Below are 15,424 nucleotides of genomic sequence, written 5' to 3'. Positions count from 1 at the left end.
TTTGGGACACTCACTTTGCTCTGAAGAATTATGCTAGTAAAAAGGTGGTCATGAATGAGTAGTCACAGGACGTGACGTTTTTAGCATTCGTTTTTTACTTGTAACCACCACGAAAAGCTGCTTAAATCGGATTTTAAATAAATATGGGACGCACTGTGTAAAAGGTTATTTCGTTTTACACAACTCCATTAACGTATCTATTATTTTGTTGCCATCATTTTTAATGTTGCGGCTACTGCTTTAGCCCCGTCTAATAAAGCTTGGGCATTGAATGTCATTTTAGGGTGATGTAATCCTGGCTCTAAGTTTGCTCCTACGCCGATCATCGTCGCTTTTAACTGCGGGTTCTTGATTGTATAGAAGTGGAAATCATCACTACCAGGCGTTACAACTGCTGGTGCTAAATACGACTCACCTAACGATTCAACAATAGCACGCTCGGCTACTGCCGCCGCTTCTATTGACACTTCCGCACCCGGTGTCACGTCTTGCCAATCCCATTCAATATCAATGTGGAACATCCCTGCGATTTGCTTCAGCCCTCTATCTATATATTGCTGTACTTGCGCTAATATTTCATTTTTTTGCGCACGTACATCGATTGAGAAGCTTGCGTTACCTGGAATAATGTTTACACTGCCCCCATCAGCAACAATTTTCGTTAATTTTGCCGAATACACTTCAAACGGATCAATATGAATGTTTTTAAGCATTTGTTGAATCGCCACAACTACCTCTATGGCATTATTGCCTTGATGTGGGCGAGCCCCATGCGCATCTGCTCCTGAAATCGTACCACCTAAAAATGCAGCGGCCCCGTGATAAATTGCCGGTGCGATTTTACCAAGTGGCAACTCCTCTTGTGGACGTAAATGCACACCAAATAAATGAGTCACATCTTGCATAACACCGCGCTCAATCATCGCTAGCGCACCACCGCCTGTTTCTTCCGCTGGTTGAAAAATAAAGCGAATACGTTTTGTTAATACTTCATCTTTTAATGCGTGAAGCGCACCTAATACCATTGAAATATTCGCATCATGCCCACAAGAATGGTTAGCTTTCATAACACCGTCTACCTCTTGCCAAAGTGCATCAATATCCGCACGAACCGCAATTACATCTTTACCTGTACCAATTTCTGCGACTAAGCCAGTCACATCATCAAAACGTTTTATTGAAACACCCATTTCGCTCAAAATTTCCGCTAGTCGCGCTGTTGTATTCACTTCTTTCCAGCTAATTTCCGGATTTGCATGGAAATACTGAAACCAATCAAAAATCATTTGCTCACTCGATTTTACTGCCAACATGAATTGCACCTCGAATTAATTTTGTTATATTTAGTATACAGCAAAAACTTCGTATGCCGCATTATTGTTGCCTAATAATAGGCATAATAAAAGCAGCACTCTGTTTATGACAAGTGCTGCTACGTTAAATTTAGTTGTATCATGCCTATATACTCCTTATAGGCCCGAAAAGAAGCCGCTTGGATATTGTGTACGCTGTTCAACTTGCTCTGTTTCCTCTAGCTCTAGCGCTTCAAACTCAAAATCCTCATCCAATAAATAGGTTTCTAACGTTGAATTTAACAATGCTGCTTGTTTCATTTTCATTCACCCCTTCAATTGTTTGAATTTTTAATTATTTTAAATAATAAAGTAAAATGAAATGAAATTCAATCATTAAACTCAATTGATCCTTAAAAACTATATAACCTATCTCATTTAGAGAACAATCCACAAAAACTTCTTAATTAGAAATCAAAAAAGCTACATTAAGAGATTGCACTCTCTCAATGTAGCTTTTGTTTACGAAATTGCCACTTTTGGTTCGTCACCTTTATTTTTCGTCATCCATTGAATCACAAACATAATCCCAAAGACGATTAAACCAATTGTATCTGATAATGATTCTGGGTAAATCATCGCTAAGCCGGCTGCGAGTAAAATGATACGCTCTAACCAATTAATTGAACGATACCAATAACCAATAACCCCTGCACCGATTGCAAGCATACCCATCATCGCCGTAAATACTACCCATATAATCTGCCAAATTGTTACGTCAATCATTAACAACGCTGGTGAAAAGACAATCATATATGGAATAATGAAAGCAGCAATAGCTAACTTCGCCGAATGAATCCCTGTTTTGATTGGATCGCCTCCTGAAATAGCAGCTGCAGAGAAGGCGGCGAGTGCAACAGGCGGTGTAATATCCGCAATAATACCAAAATAGAATACAAAGAAATGTGCCGATAATACAACAACAATCGGCGCTACACTTGCTGGAACATCCGGTGCAAGTAACGCAATAATTGCTGGTGCTGCAATTGTTGATGTAATAACATAGTTGGCCGTTGTTGGTGCACCCATCCCTAGAATAAGTGATGCAATCATTACGAAGAATAACGTAATTAAAATGCTACCGCCTGCTAATTTCACTAAACTGTTTGCCAACGATAAACCTAAGCCCGTTTTTACAACAACACCTACAATAATACCTGCACACGCAGTCGCAGCTGCTACTGGAACAGCAGTACGTGCACCTTCTACCATCGCATCAATAATTTCTTTAAAACCAAATTTTACGTCTGGATTAATAATCCCTACAATGATACACGCTAAAATTCCGTATAATGCTGAGTGAATAACTGGTACACCGAACATCATAATCACGATAATCAATGCAATTGGAATTAATAAATAAAGTTTCTTTAAAATAAGCTTACGATCTGGCATTTCTTCATCGGTTAAACCACGTAAACCTAAACGTTTCGCTTCGAAGTGTGTCATAATCCAAATACCCGCAAAGTATAATACAGCCGGAATCGCTGCCGCTTTTGCGATATCCCAATATGATACACCACGCCCGATAAATTCAACCATTAAGAATGCCGCTGCACCCATAATTGGTGGCATTAACTGACCACCAGTAGATGATGAAGCTTCTACCGCCCCCGCGAAGTTTTTCTCATAACCTAAACGTTTCATTAACGGAATCGTATAAGCACCTGAAGTTACTACGTTTGCTACTGAGCTTCCTGAAATCGTACCTTGTAATGCAGATGAAAAAATAGCTACTTTTGCAGGTCCACCAACAAGCTTACCCGCAACCGAAATTGCTAAATCATTAAAGTATTCACCTACTCCCGTTTTTACAAGGAAGGCACCAAATAAAAGAAAGGCAAAAATGTATGTAGCTGATACCGCAAGTGGTGTTCCTAAAATACCATCTGTTGAGTAATACATTAAGTTCACAATTCCATCTAAACTTTGACCACGGTGCGCCATAAAGTCAGGCATGTACGGTCCATAAAAGGCATACAGTAAAAACAATCCCGCAATAATTGCTATCGGTAAACCTACCGCACGACGAGCTGCTTCTAATACTAAAACAACAGCTAATAGCCCTACATAAAAGTCCATCGTATCAAGCTTTCCTAAGCTTTGAACTAAACGCTCATAGTTGATTACCCAATAAGCCCCTATAAAAATAGCAATTGCTGCAAGGATATAATCATAAATCGCAATCGACTTTTTTGATAACTTGCGACTAGCTGGAAATAGTAAAAAGACAAACGTTAATGCAAAGCCTAAATGCACAGTACGCTGAATTTGTGCTGGAAACTGTCCAAAAATTGCTGTGTATAATTGGAATAATGTAAATGCAAGTAGTCCAAAATAAATAATATACTTCATAAAATTTTGTGGATTACGCTGATTCGATTCGATATCGAACTTTTCAAGTAGCTCTTGCTGTTGTTCGAGTGTCAACGTTTCCATCTGATCCATTTGTTGATGTTGCTCTTTATTTTGATTCATTTAATTCGACTCCCTTCATTTTTTGATAAAATGATAATTTCTTAATTTTAAGTACGTAGGATTTCCCACGTGTTAGTTTTTCTTTTAGTGCAATTACTTCATCTTTATGCTGCAAATTTAATTTATAATCTACATCACCAACATGTAACGTAAAATCCTTTAATTTGGCATCATCATAACGCAGTGTGTATCGGCCTTTTTCATACGTTAATGTTTGGCCCTCTTCTGCTGAACTCGGCATTCCGATTGCTACGTCCTCATATTGCATTGACAATAGCTGTAGTTCATTATTCGTTAACACTCGATAGCTTTCTATTACATCTGTTAAATGAATAGAATGCGTAAATACTATTTGGAAATCGAATGCATCATTCAGCGGCAAATAATACATAACAGGCTGTTCTGTACGTGTCTGTGTAAATGTTATACTCCGCTCATATGGAATAAAACAGATTATTACACTAATTAATACAAATATAATGACAAGCCACTTCTTCATTGCGATCACCTGCGAATTCAAGACCTCTGTGTGCATTTAAAAAACATATTTCGCGGCAAATAGCGCGAAATGTTGTCTCTTTGTAGATGGATTTTATTAGAAATATTACTTTCTTATTCACTAAAAAGACCTCTGAGCAAACTGCACCAGAGGCCTCTTTCCGATACTACTTCACTTCATCAAAGTATTTTTGTGCACCTGGGTGAACATCAATACCGATTCCATCTAAGCCCGTTTCTGCTTTAATTAACGCGCCTTTTGCATGGCTGATTTTATCTGTATTATCATAAATCGCCTTTGTCATTGCATAAACTAAGTCTTCTGGTAAATCCTTCTTAACTGCTAACATCGCGCCTACTGATACAGCTGGTGTATCTGCTTCTAAGCCATATGTGCCTGCTGGAATGTTATCCACTGCATAGTATGGATATTTCGCGATTAACTCTTCTGCTTTGTCAGCTTCAACCGGCACAATGTATACACCATTTGTTGCGTTTAATGCTTCTACAGCACTTGTTGGATAACCTGCTGTAATGAATGCTGCATCAATTTGACCAGATTGAATACCGTCTGTTGATTCACCGAAATCTAAGTTCTGCGCTTTAATATCATCCATTGATAAACCATGTATTTCTAATAATTGTTCTGCGTTTGCAAATGTTCCAGAACCTGGTGCACCTACAGAAACCTTTTTACCTTTTAAGTCTGCATAAGTTTTAATGCCTGAATCTGCTAATGTTACTAATTGAATTGTTTCTGGATATAACGCCCCTAATGCAGAAATTGAATCAATTTTTTTACCATCAAACATCATTGTACCGTTTGTTGCATAGTACGCGATGTCTGTTTGTACGAATGCTACATCGCCTTCACCTGCGTCAAGTGCTGTCATATTGGCAGCAGATGCTTGTGAAACCTCAGCTGTTACTTTAGCACCTGTTTCTGAAGTAATTAAATCAGCGAATGTACCACCTAACGGGTAGTAAGTTCCTTGTGTACCACCTGTTAAAATACTTAAAAACTCACCGCTATAATCAGTTCCAGCTGTTTCTTTATCTGTACCTGAATCTGAAGTACCAGAATCTGTTGAAGATTTATCATCTCCACCACATGCCGCTAGCACTAAAATGAAAGCGCTTAAAATAAACATGAATAGTATATTTTTAGATTTGAACATGTAAAAATTCCCCCTTTTACTTAATCATGGATTCATTTTACATACATATTTATTCAAAAGTCAATAATATTAGAAATATTTTTATATTATGATAATTAATACATAGCTCTTAAAACCTTTTTATTTCTGTTATTTTCATAAAAATACTATTAACACCTTTACAAAATTACATTTCTGCGATAAAATTTCGCATAATTTTTGTATAAATCATTTTCAGAATCACTATTTTCGCATGAAGTTATCAAATGTTTACTTTCAAGACATCCACAATATTTAATATAGCATCACAAAAAAACTGCACTCCCTATGGAATGCAGTTCACTCTATTTCCCCACATACAATTCGCGCGCCTGAATTTCCTGAAGGGTCTGTTTTATAATCATCTCTCTTTTCATGAATAATAATTGACGTACCATCTTCATCAAAAATTGACGTTTGTTGGCCTTTTTCCAATGTAAAATCGGCAGTTATGAAATTTAATTGCACCTGCCCTGTTTCATCAACCTCTAAATTCGGTAAATCTCCCTTATGTGGTCCTAATGGGTTATTAATGCCATGTTGTTTTTTCGTTGGATTAAAATGAGCACCAGCCGTTTCAAAAGTGGGTGCTTCACATTTACCAGTTTCATGTAAGTGAATGCCATGTTCTCCTGGCGTTAAATTATTTATAACCGCTGTTAATTCCACACCTTTTTCGGTTTCTTTCAGCGCAATTTCGCCAACCAATTCATTTTTTGTATTGTACATCAACGCTTTTGCTGATAGAGCTTGCGGAGCGCTTACTGGAACTTTTTCGGATTGAAAATAATTACAACCCACTAATAACATCACACTACTAATAATCCATACTTTCCGCATATCGTCACTCCTTTTGCATTAGTATTTCAAATTAGTAAAAAGTTATGCACATCGAGTCCATAAAAAAATGCCGTTTTCCAAATTAGAAAACGACACTTCTTAATTGTTATGAACATGTTATTTCATTCAATATACATGTCCACTAATTATTAGTCTAAAATTTTGATTGTTACTGTACGGCGCCCCCATTCATAAGCACCATCTAAATTTGGTATAAACACGTCGATTTTATTGCCTTTGATCGCACCACCTGTATCCGCTGCTACTGCTTCCCCGTAGCCTTCAACCCATACTTTTGTACCTAATGGAATGACACGTGGATCAACTGCGATTACTTTTAAATTTGGGTTAGCACGTAAATTTGTACCGTTCGCTGTTGTACCTGAGCAGCCATCACAATAAGCTGTATAGGCAGTCGCTTCAACTGTCATTGTCCGTTCGACATTTGATGTTGGCGCAGATGTTTCTTCTATTGTTTCAACGCGATCAGATGAATCTGTTTCTGTTGCATTTGAATCCGCATCACTTGATTGATCCGCTATTACTGCGAGGACCTCTTCCGTTGAACCTGAAACTGAAATTGTATCACCTGCATAAATTAAATCTGAACTTAGGTCATTCCATTCTTGCAACTGTTCGACAGATACATTGTGGTCTGCAGCTATTCGAAATAATGTATCACCTGGTTCTATAAGGTATAACTCCGTGTCCAAGCCAATTTCTATCGTGTCATCAGCATATATTAAATCACTCTTTAAATGATTAACTTCCATTATCGATGCAATGGTTGTATTGAATTGCTGACTAATCGAATACAGTGTATCACCCGATTGAATTGTGTATGGTTCTGCCGAAGCTCCTTTCGCGACAAATCCCCAGAAGGTTAATGCTCCAGCTAATGTTAATGCAATCATCTTTTTATTCTTCAATTTACTGTTCCTCCAATTTCTTGTAAGTAAATTCGACACCCTTATCAAATACGCCTTGACTAACTCTTAACCAGATTTTTTGAGTTAGCTTGAAATGAATTGCTCCTTCAAAAACCTGTGAGAACCGCCATGGCTTTAACTTGCATCAACTACAGAGGCAAGTTAAACTGTGCTCCCACATTACCGTATCTAGATTGCCGTTATATAACGACTTTATAAACTGCGCATTACAAAAACTTTGCAAAATCAATGGATAAATATCACATTTTTACTATCATCATTAGCAAGTTTTCTGCATTTTAACCGTCAATAATGGTATTTTTCGATAAAAATTGGCAATTTATTTGCCATTACATGACAAACACATCAAGAAGCGTTCGAATTTTTAATGAATATGTCGATAAAAAGAAAAAGGAGGGGATAATAATGGACATTAATACGATGATGACTTCTCAACTTGCGTCACTACAACAAACTTTGCAAATGAGCATTTTAGACAAAGCCATGACTACTGGCGCAGCCGGTGTCATTGAAATGATGGAAGATATTCCTCAGCAACAAGCTGCACCTGCAGCCCACCCTTACAAGGGACAGGTAATTGACGTCCAAGTTTAAGCTCTATAGGAGAGGCTGTCCAGAAGTACTTCCTTTTTGGACAGTGCTCGTCTCAAGTAGTAATAATCTTCTTAAGGAGGTTGCTCCTATTGTGATTGGAATTCCGACTCGAATATTCCCTTTGTAAATGGATTGTTAAAGTTTTTTTAAGAACTTTTAAAAATTCGTTTTTCGGGTATAACAAGGAGTAAAATAAAGTTAACCAAATTAAAGGAGTGATAATTATAGGAATCCACACATTTTTTACAAGTTTAAACGACCTTGAGCGCATTATTCGCTGTCCAGGACGCTTTAAATTTGAAGAACATAACGTAGCAGCTCATTCGTGGAAAGTTTCACAATATGCGATGTTTTTCGCGACACTTGAGGAACGTGCAGGCAACAACATTGATTGGAAGTCATTATACGAAAAAACAATTAACCACGATTTTGCCGAAGTGTTCATTGGCGATATTAAAACGCCGGTCAAACATGCAAGCGTTGAGTTAAAGCAAATGCTTTCTCATGTTGAAGAAAAGATGATGGAGAAATTCATTATTGAAGAAATTCCGGAAGACTTACAGGACATTTTCTTTGAGCGTATGAAAGAAGGCAAGGATGGCACGATCGAAGGCCGTTTACTCGAATTTGCTGATAAGCTCGATCAGTTTTACGAATCCTTCGCTGAATTAAAGCGTGGCAATACAGATAAAGAGTTTGTTCATATGTACCAAGTAGCATTATCCAAACTGCTACTAATTGATTTACCGACAAGCGTACAATACTTCCGCAACGAAATTTTAGCGGATGCAGTCGCCGAAAAAACAATTATAGATATTGCAAAGCTAACAGAAAACATCTTAAAACAACATACAGATTAACGACAAAGGCTTCCGAAACGGCAGGAAGGCTTTTTTATTTTGACTTTTTTTATAACGAATCCTAAGTTGAAGGTACTTTACTATTGAAGAACATTTTGAGAGGTGAACTGAGTGAATGCGTTAGCGCAAATTTATACAGATCTTCAGCCAAAACTGACGCTTACTTTTTCATAAAAACGTCCTACTCAGCCATCGCTGAAGATCTAACTCAGGATGTTTTTTACGAAGCAACAAAGTCCATTCATACATATCGTGGAGAGGCTACCCTTTCGACATGGCTATTTAAAATAGCGAACAATTTATTAAAAAAACACTATCGCAAAAAGCACTATGAAAAGAACTTACTCACGAAAATTGAAGCACAGCCAACGTTGCCTTTATTTACGACAGAGCAATTAATCGAGCTAAAAGACGAAGCTAAACGGCTCCTAACAAAAATCGAGCAAATAGAACCACCATTGAAAGAAATTGTGTTGCTCCGTTCCAAAACAATTTTCACAAGCTGATTGGTCACCAACTGTAGATGTCCCTGTTGCCCCATCGATAACAATTGAATTTCCTTTGTATAAAGGCTAATCTAAAGAGACGTTTTTTAATCATGTTCAGGATATTCAAAAACACTCAACGCAGACGGCATTCGTTACGACTCTGTATTTGTCTATATGGACGAAAAATTCGACAACCGTGACGGTAAAAAAGAAGGCGATGCGCCAATTTATTATGAACGTAGATATAGCCTACATTTTCAATCAAATGCAAAAATCACTCTAGATGATATACAATAAGACCATTCAAATTATTTGACTTTTTTTCGAAAACATACTTTATTGCAATGTACAAAATGATACTATATGATAACAATAAGGCTACGTTGTACGTACGAATATTAAGTTTTAACCTTTATACTTATACAGGGAGTTTTACATCGATGTTGGAATGGCGTGCCCGGACTCTTTTGACTCTGGGATAGACAGGATAGCATTTGCGAACACCCACTTTGAGGAGTGGTGGTTTAAAACTTTCTATAATAACTACGGCAATGTGGCTGCTTACATAAGTATGCTAGCTAATATTTAACTTTTAAACGCTTTCACCTTTTTGTGAAAGTGTTTTTTTGTATTCCAAAGGGTAAAAACCTAATAATTAACCGACACATAATTGTAATTTTTATACATTTTTCACTTCAATTTCAACGTAATTGTTTTTATTTTTGGCATATCTATGCCAAAATTTAAAGAACTATGGAATTTAGGAGGACTCTCTTTTGAAGAAAATTCTTTGCATCGGTGAATTACTAATCGATTTTTTTACGACTGAAATCCAACAGTCTCTTATAGAAGCAACAACTTTCGAAAAACAAGCAGGTGGCGCTCCAGCAAATGTCGCAGCAGCGATTGCCAAATTTGGTGGTAACGCTTTCTTTTGCGGTAAAGTTGGCGATGATGCTTTTGGCCACTTTTTACAGCAAACACTGCAAAATGCCGGTGTCTGTACAGAACAACTCATTTTAGATCCTTCTGCACCAACAACTCTTGCTTTTGTCTCTCGTGAAATGGATGGTGAGCGCGACTTTATTTTTAATCGTGGTGCTGACGAGCTGCTACGCATTGAAGACTTATATTTACAAAAGCTAATGGACATGGATATTATTCATTTCGGTTCTGCAACCGCACTGCTTAGTGACCCATTTAGTAAAACATACGAGCAGTTGATGCAAACATTAATTATGCAAAATCATTTTATTTCATTTGATCCGAATTACCGCACAAATTTATGGAAGGGTGACACTGAGCGATTTATCGAAAAATGTGCACCTTTTATCGACGCCGCGCATTTTATTAAAATGAGTAGCGAGGAACTACTATTATTCGCCCGTACGGAAAATTTTAAGGAAGCGTTAAATTGGGCTACTCAATTCGAAGATAAAGCAATTGCCATTACACAAGGTGCAGAGGGTACAATTTACATTCAAAATGGTGTGATTACAGTAGTTCCTTCCATTTCAGTAAATGCAATCGATGCAACCGGAGCTGGCGATGCGTTTGTTGGCGCGGTATTGTATGAGCTAGCTCTGCGTGACACGACAGAAATCTCGCAAGCTGAGTGGGTATCGATTATCGAATTTGCAAATCGTGTTGGTGCAAAAGTATGCGAAAAAGTCGGAGCAATCGAAGCGTTACCAACATTAACAGAAGCAAAAATGGCATAAAAAAATACCGTCTGAAAAGTTCATTTTTAGACGATTTCTTTGCGCCTGGAATTGAGCTCAGCACGATATTGTTCATGATTTTATTTTTATAGGAAGTGACGTTTTTAGCATTATCCGTATTACTAGCAGACACTGTCCAAAAAGTATTTACTTTTTGGACAGACCCAATCCCACTACTCTTCATGATAACCGTATCGTTACCTTCGTTCCTTTACCAAGCTCACTTTCAATTAACAATTCCCCTTCATGGCGCTTCACAATTTCTGTCACAATCGCGAGACCCAACCCACTGCTTTGATTCGAACGTGAGCGGTCTACACGGTAAAAACGTTCCTTAACCTTTTCCAATGCTTCTTCTGGAATACCAATGCCATAATCCTGAATGACTACTTGCACAGTATCCTCTTTTTTACTACATGTCACAATAATTTTGCCGCGCTCCTCACTATAACGAATCGCGTTTGACAATAAATTGTCCCACACCTGCTCAAATAAATGTTCATCCGCATAAATTTCAACTGGCTCCAACTCATAAATAAGCTCCATTTGGCGGTCATCTAGCTTCCAGCGCTTTGAAAATAAACGTTCTTTCAACTGCTGATCAAGCGCGAAATGCTTTTTATCAATCGGTAAGTTTTTTTGATCAAGCGAGCTTAATAATAGTAGCTGTTTTGTCAGCGCTGATAATCGTTTCGTTTCCTGCTCAATAATTTCTAAATATTGAATACGTTCCTCTTCCGTATTATCCGAGTCTTTTAACACATTGGCATAGCCTTGAATGTTTAAAAGTGGTGACTGAAAATCATGCGACACATTATTGATAAAGTCCTTTTTCGTTTGGTCATTTTCTGCTAGGCGCTTTGCCATTTTTTGAAACTGCGTTGCAAGCATGCCTAGCTCATCATCACGCGCGATATTTATCTGGATATCATAATTTTCCTGCGCTATTTGTTCAGTTGCGTGCTGTAATTGCTTTAATGGTAGCACAAGCTGACGGGCTAAAAAAATCATCGTTCCCAAAATAATAATGGCACTAATAATAATAAAACCAACGATTAAAAAGTGCATTTCTGAAAATAGCGTCGCATTATCTTGACGAATAAATAGCGCATGCGGCTCTCCACTTAATAAAATTGAAACACCAATCGTATTTTGTACATCATTAGCAAAATAGTTCATAAAGAAAAAGTTTTCCTTATAACCTTGAATGCCATGATACACATTTTCTGTACCGATAATTGCACTCATCGCTCTATTTAAATCATTTTTTTTAAACGCTGTCCCATAATGTGTGGTTTTCCCCGCTTCATTTACAATCGTTACTTGATATCCTAACTTGGCAATTGACCGGAAATACTCATTATAGCTTTCCTCTGGCATAGCATTTAAGATTTGCTTTACTTCTTGCGCCACTTCAAAGTTTTCCTTATCCGTATCAGGACGAATTTGTGCATTATAAATTTGCCCAAGAAACAGCATTGACAGTGTAATACTTGCTGCAATGACCACTAGTGTGACGACAATATATTGCTTATACAATGTTTTCATTTGATTTCCTCGATTTTATAGCCAATGCCTCGCACCGTTTGAATTTTCACATTCGCGTTTACTTCTTCTAAACGTGTACGCAGCCGCTTAATATGCGTTGTTAACGTAAAATCATCTCCATCATAATCGTAGCCCCACACTTGCTCCATTAGCTGATTGCGTGAAAATACGACATCCGGGCGGCTACATAAAATACTTAATAATTCAAATTCTTTTAACGGTAACATTAACCCCTGCTCACCTACATTTACTTCAAATGTTTGGCGGTCAATCATCATATTAGCAATTTTTGTTATGCCACGCCCCATTTTTTGAAAGCGGCGTAATATGGCACGCACTCGAAACAATAGTTCTTTTGGTTCGAACGGTTTGATCATATAATCATCGGCTCCTGCTAAAAACCCTTTTTCTTTATCATCTAATGTTGCTTTTGCAGTTAGCATCAACACAGGTATCTCCTGCTCAGTCAAACGCTTTGTCAATTGAATACCGTCCATTTTTGGCATCATCACATCAACGATTGCTAAATCAAAATCATGTTCTGAAAGCAATATCAGTGCCTCTATCCCATCACTTGCAAAATGTGCTGTGTAGCCTTCTTTCCTAAGATGAATGCCAATTAATTTACGAATAAATGCATCATCATCTACCACTAAAATTTGCATGTGTTCACCTGCTTATATATTTTAAAAAGAGGCATCGATTTGCTCGATACCTCTTCCTATTATCTGTTATTTCTTATCTTTTTCAAATGTTAAAATCAGCATCGGTAATAGCATGCCGCGCACTAGGAAGGTGTCGATAATAATGCCGACTGCTACCATGAAGCCGAATACGAATAGATCGGCAATTGGCATTGTCATTAGTGCCGCAAATGTTGCTGCTAAAATAACACCCGCTGATGAAATCACCCCACCTGTATTGCGAATCGCAATTTCAAGTGCTTCTTTCACCGCACGTGTTTTGCGTTCTTCGATAAAGCGCGATACTAAAATAATGTTGTAGTCGATACCAAGCGCCACTAAGAAAATGAACGCATATACTGGTACACGTGTACTAATTGCATCATAGCCGAATAAAACATCAACTAAGAACAAACCTAAACCTAATGCAGATAAGTATGATACTAAAATGGTTGCCATCATATAAATAGGCATTTTCCAAGAGCGTGTTAACACGAATAACAGCACTAAAATTAATAATGTTTCTAGTAGAACAATTTTGTATATGTCGGCGTTATTGACGTTACGCTCATCCACTAATTTTGCTGTTGTACCAGCAAATAATAGCTCGCCTTCAATGCCTGCTTCTTTTAAATAATCGGCACTATTTTCACGCATTTCCTCTAGCTTTTCAATCGCTTCTGGAGAATACGGATTTAAATCAAATGCCAGTGATAACTTCACTTTTGTACCATCTTCAGACACTGCTGATGGACGTACTGATGCGAGTGTATCATCTGCTAATAAGCTTGCTGTTAAAGCCTGTTGTTGTTCTTCTGTAATGGCTTCTTTACTTTCCACAAGTAATGACGTTGGCGCAAGCTCTCCTTTGTCAAAACGGGATTCGACGATTTCGTATCCAACACGTGAAGGTAATTCTTCCGGGAATGACTTTACCGTATCAAATTCGTACTTTAGGTTAAGCACATTCAGAGACGTAATCAACATAAAGACTAAAACTAAACCACCTGAAACATACGGCTTGTTGACCACAAACTTCGCTATTGGACCCCAAATACCATGTTTAACTTCTTTTACTTCACCAAATTTCGGTACTTTTGGCCAGAATGCTTTTCGACCAAATAGTGCAAATAATGCCGGTACTAATGTTACCGATCCAAGCATGATGATAAATACTGCCATCCCAAAAATTGGCGCAAAGTTTTGATAATCACGGAAATCAGCGAAGAATAAAATTAACATAGCCGCTAATACCGTACCACCTGCAAAGAATACTGGCTCTCCTGTTGCACGCATCGCATGCTTCATCGCCTCGTATTTATCGGCATAACGGTTTAACTCTTCACGATAGCGTGAGAATACAAAAAGTGAGTAATCGATTACTGCTGCGAATAATAAAATACTCATAATGGATGTCGTGGAGTTGTTAATTTCTAAGCCCGCTGCACCCATTAATGCAATCGTTTGGTTTGCTACTTGGTAAACAATTACTGTTGCTAATAATGGAATAATCGCAAGTAGTGGTGAACGGTAAATTACGATTAATAATATTAAAATAATAAAGATTGTTGCGAATAATAACTGAAAGTCTGCTTGTTCAAACAGCTTAATCGTATCACCGGCAATCCCTGCTGGACCTGTAATGTAAAATTTCGTATCGCCTGTTACTTCAGCTGCCTCGTTCCCTACTTTTGAAGCATGATCATTTATTTCTTCATAAGCTGCATTACCAAGTCCTTTTTCAAGCGTCATTGGCACAATCATTGTAGATTTGTCTTTTGATGTGAAACCTCCTAATGCTTGTGGTGGAAGTTTTGATATATCTACAATTTGATCAATACCTTCAATGTCCTCTGCAATGATTGCATTTAAAATAGCTGCTACACTTTTGGAATTAATTTCGCCGTTTTCATTATGGAAAACAAGAATCCCTGGTGTCCCTTGATCGTTCGGGAAGTATTCGGATAATTTATTTTCTGCGATAATTGACTGCGAATCATCAGGCAGTGATTGGAAATTTGATGTTTTATAGTCACCTAGCTTTGGACCAGTGCTTAAACCGATCATTAGAACAAGCCAAATGATTAACGTAATCCAAGCACCACGCTTCGTTGATACCCAGTCCGTAATCAGCTGTAGTAATTTATTCATAATTGTCCTCCTTTAAATTTACATTCCTATTATAAAAACGGAATATAAACTTTATATAAACTTTA

14 protein-coding genes and 1 other RNA gene are annotated in these 15,424 nt (G+C 37.6%); 5 read left to right on the top strand and 10 right to left on the bottom strand.

The window, feature by feature from the left end:
* Positions 1 to 200: 200 nt before the first annotated feature.
* From O7776_RS01445 to O7776_RS01415, 7 genes are all read right to left on the bottom strand, one after another.
* Positions 201 to 1,313 (bottom strand): amidohydrolase, encoded by a 1,113-nt coding sequence (locus O7776_RS01445; RefSeq protein WP_241367360.1) that lies wholly within the window; start codon positions 1,311 to 1,313, stop codon positions 201 to 203.
* 156 nt (positions 1,314 to 1,469) lie between these two features.
* Positions 1,470 to 1,613 carry a hypothetical protein gene (locus O7776_RS01440; RefSeq protein WP_274308888.1) on the bottom strand — a complete coding sequence of 48 codons (144 nt, stop codon included), beginning with the start codon at positions 1,611 to 1,613 and terminating at the stop codon, positions 1,470 to 1,472.
* Positions 1,614 to 1,814: 201 nt separating this feature from the next.
* Positions 1,815 to 3,830, bottom strand: a complete 2,016-nt coding sequence (locus O7776_RS01435) for a TRAP transporter permease (protein WP_274308887.1) — start codon at positions 3,828 to 3,830, stop codon at positions 1,815 to 1,817.
* The gene (locus O7776_RS01430) at positions 3,817 to 4,329 is read right to left on the bottom strand and encodes a DUF1850 domain-containing protein (protein ID WP_274308886.1); all 513 of its coding nucleotides are present in this window, start codon (positions 4,327 to 4,329) and stop codon (positions 3,817 to 3,819) included. Before O7776_RS01430 ends, O7776_RS01435 begins: the two co-directional genes overlap by 14 nt.
* A 166-nt stretch (positions 4,330 to 4,495) precedes the next feature.
* A complete protein-coding gene (locus tag O7776_RS01425) occupies positions 4,496 to 5,506 on the bottom strand; it encodes a TAXI family TRAP transporter solute-binding subunit (RefSeq protein ID WP_274308885.1) in 1,011 nt (336 codons plus the stop codon).
* Positions 5,507 to 5,824: 318 nt separating this feature from the next.
* Entirely contained in the window at positions 5,825 to 6,364 is a 540-nt protein-coding gene (locus O7776_RS01420) for a superoxide dismutase family protein (protein ID WP_274308884.1), read from the bottom strand.
* A gap of 149 nt (positions 6,365 to 6,513) precedes the next feature.
* Positions 6,514 to 7,293, bottom strand: coding sequence for a LysM peptidoglycan-binding and 3D domain-containing protein (locus O7776_RS01415; protein WP_274308883.1), 780 nt, complete (start codon positions 7,291 to 7,293; stop codon positions 6,514 to 6,516).
* Between the two features lie 426 nt (positions 7,294 to 7,719).
* On the opposite strand from O7776_RS01415, the gene O7776_RS01410 reads away from it, so the two are divergent.
* From O7776_RS01410 to O7776_RS01390, 5 genes are all read left to right on the top strand, one after another.
* Positions 7,720 to 7,908, top strand: a complete 189-nt coding sequence (locus O7776_RS01410; RefSeq protein ID WP_274308882.1) for a putative motility protein — start codon at positions 7,720 to 7,722, stop codon at positions 7,906 to 7,908.
* A gap of 215 nt (positions 7,909 to 8,123) precedes the next feature.
* Positions 8,124 to 8,768, top strand: a complete 645-nt coding sequence (locus O7776_RS01405; protein ID WP_274308881.1) for a YfbR-like 5'-deoxynucleotidase — start codon at positions 8,124 to 8,126, stop codon at positions 8,766 to 8,768.
* Between the two features lie 83 nt (positions 8,769 to 8,851).
* Positions 8,852 to 9,274, top strand: a complete 423-nt coding sequence (locus O7776_RS01400) for an RNA polymerase sigma factor (RefSeq protein ID WP_274308880.1) — start codon at positions 8,852 to 8,854, stop codon at positions 9,272 to 9,274.
* Positions 9,275 to 9,628: 354 nt separating this feature from the next.
* A non-coding RNA gene (ssrS, locus tag O7776_RS01395) (6S RNA) lies at positions 9,629 to 9,820 on the top strand.
* A 212-nt stretch (positions 9,821 to 10,032) separates the two neighbouring features.
* Positions 10,033 to 10,977 (top strand): carbohydrate kinase family protein, encoded by a 945-nt coding sequence (locus O7776_RS01390; protein ID WP_274308879.1) that lies wholly within the window; start codon positions 10,033 to 10,035, stop codon positions 10,975 to 10,977.
* A gap of 180 nt (positions 10,978 to 11,157) precedes the next feature.
* On the opposite strand, the gene O7776_RS01385 is transcribed toward O7776_RS01390, so the two are convergent.
* From O7776_RS01385 to O7776_RS01375, 3 genes are all read right to left on the bottom strand, one after another.
* Positions 11,158 to 12,525, bottom strand: coding sequence for a sensor histidine kinase (locus tag O7776_RS01385; RefSeq protein WP_274308878.1), 1,368 nt, complete (start codon positions 12,523 to 12,525; stop codon positions 11,158 to 11,160).
* Complete coding sequence (locus O7776_RS01380) at positions 12,522 to 13,190, bottom strand: response regulator transcription factor (RefSeq protein ID WP_274308877.1); 669 nt, start codon at positions 13,188 to 13,190, stop codon at positions 12,522 to 12,524. Before O7776_RS01380 ends, O7776_RS01385 begins: the two co-directional genes overlap by 4 nt.
* A 66-nt stretch (positions 13,191 to 13,256) precedes the next feature.
* Positions 13,257 to 15,359, bottom strand: coding sequence for an MMPL family transporter (locus O7776_RS01375; RefSeq protein ID WP_274308876.1), 2,103 nt, complete (start codon positions 15,357 to 15,359; stop codon positions 13,257 to 13,259).
* Positions 15,360 to 15,424: the final 65 nt, after the last annotated feature.

It is taken from the genome of Solibacillus daqui, assembly GCF_028747805.1.
GTDB classification, from domain to species: Bacteria; Bacillota; Bacilli; order Bacillales_A; family Planococcaceae; genus Solibacillus; species Solibacillus daqui.
Note: the sequence above shows the minus strand (reverse complement) of the source record. Positions and strands in the feature narration are given on the sequence as shown.

What these genes read in the sequence shown, in the direction of transcription:
- O7776_RS01445 (WP_241367360.1), bottom strand. Translation starts at nt 1,313, where the DNA reads ATGTTGGCAGTAAAATCGAGTGAGCAAATGATTTTTGATTGGTTTCAG.
- O7776_RS01440 (WP_274308888.1), bottom strand. Translation starts at nt 1,613, where the DNA reads ATGAAACAAGCAGCATTGTTAAATTCAACGTTAGAAACCTATTTATTG.
- O7776_RS01435 (WP_274308887.1), bottom strand. Translation starts at nt 3,830, where the DNA reads ATGAATCAAAATAAAGAGCAACATCAACAAATGGATCAGATGGAAACG.
- O7776_RS01430 (WP_274308886.1), bottom strand. Translation starts at nt 4,329, where the DNA reads ATGAAGAAGTGGCTTGTCATTATATTTGTATTAATTAGTGTAATAATC.
- O7776_RS01425 (WP_274308885.1), bottom strand. Translation starts at nt 5,506, where the DNA reads ATGTTCAAATCTAAAAATATACTATTCATGTTTATTTTAAGCGCTTTC.
- O7776_RS01420 (WP_274308884.1), bottom strand. Translation starts at nt 6,364, where the DNA reads ATGCGGAAAGTATGGATTATTAGTAGTGTGATGTTATTAGTGGGTTGT.
- O7776_RS01410 (WP_274308882.1), top strand. Translation starts at nt 7,720, where the DNA reads ATGGACATTAATACGATGATGACTTCTCAACTTGCGTCACTACAACAA.
- O7776_RS01385 (WP_274308878.1), bottom strand. Translation starts at nt 12,525, where the DNA reads ATGAAAACATTGTATAAGCAATATATTGTCGTCACACTAGTGGTCATT.
- O7776_RS01380 (WP_274308877.1), bottom strand. Translation starts at nt 13,190, where the DNA reads ATGCAAATTTTAGTGGTAGATGATGATGCATTTATTCGTAAATTAATT.
- O7776_RS01375 (WP_274308876.1), bottom strand. Translation starts at nt 15,359, where the DNA reads ATGAATAAATTACTACAGCTGATTACGGACTGGGTATCAACGAAGCGT.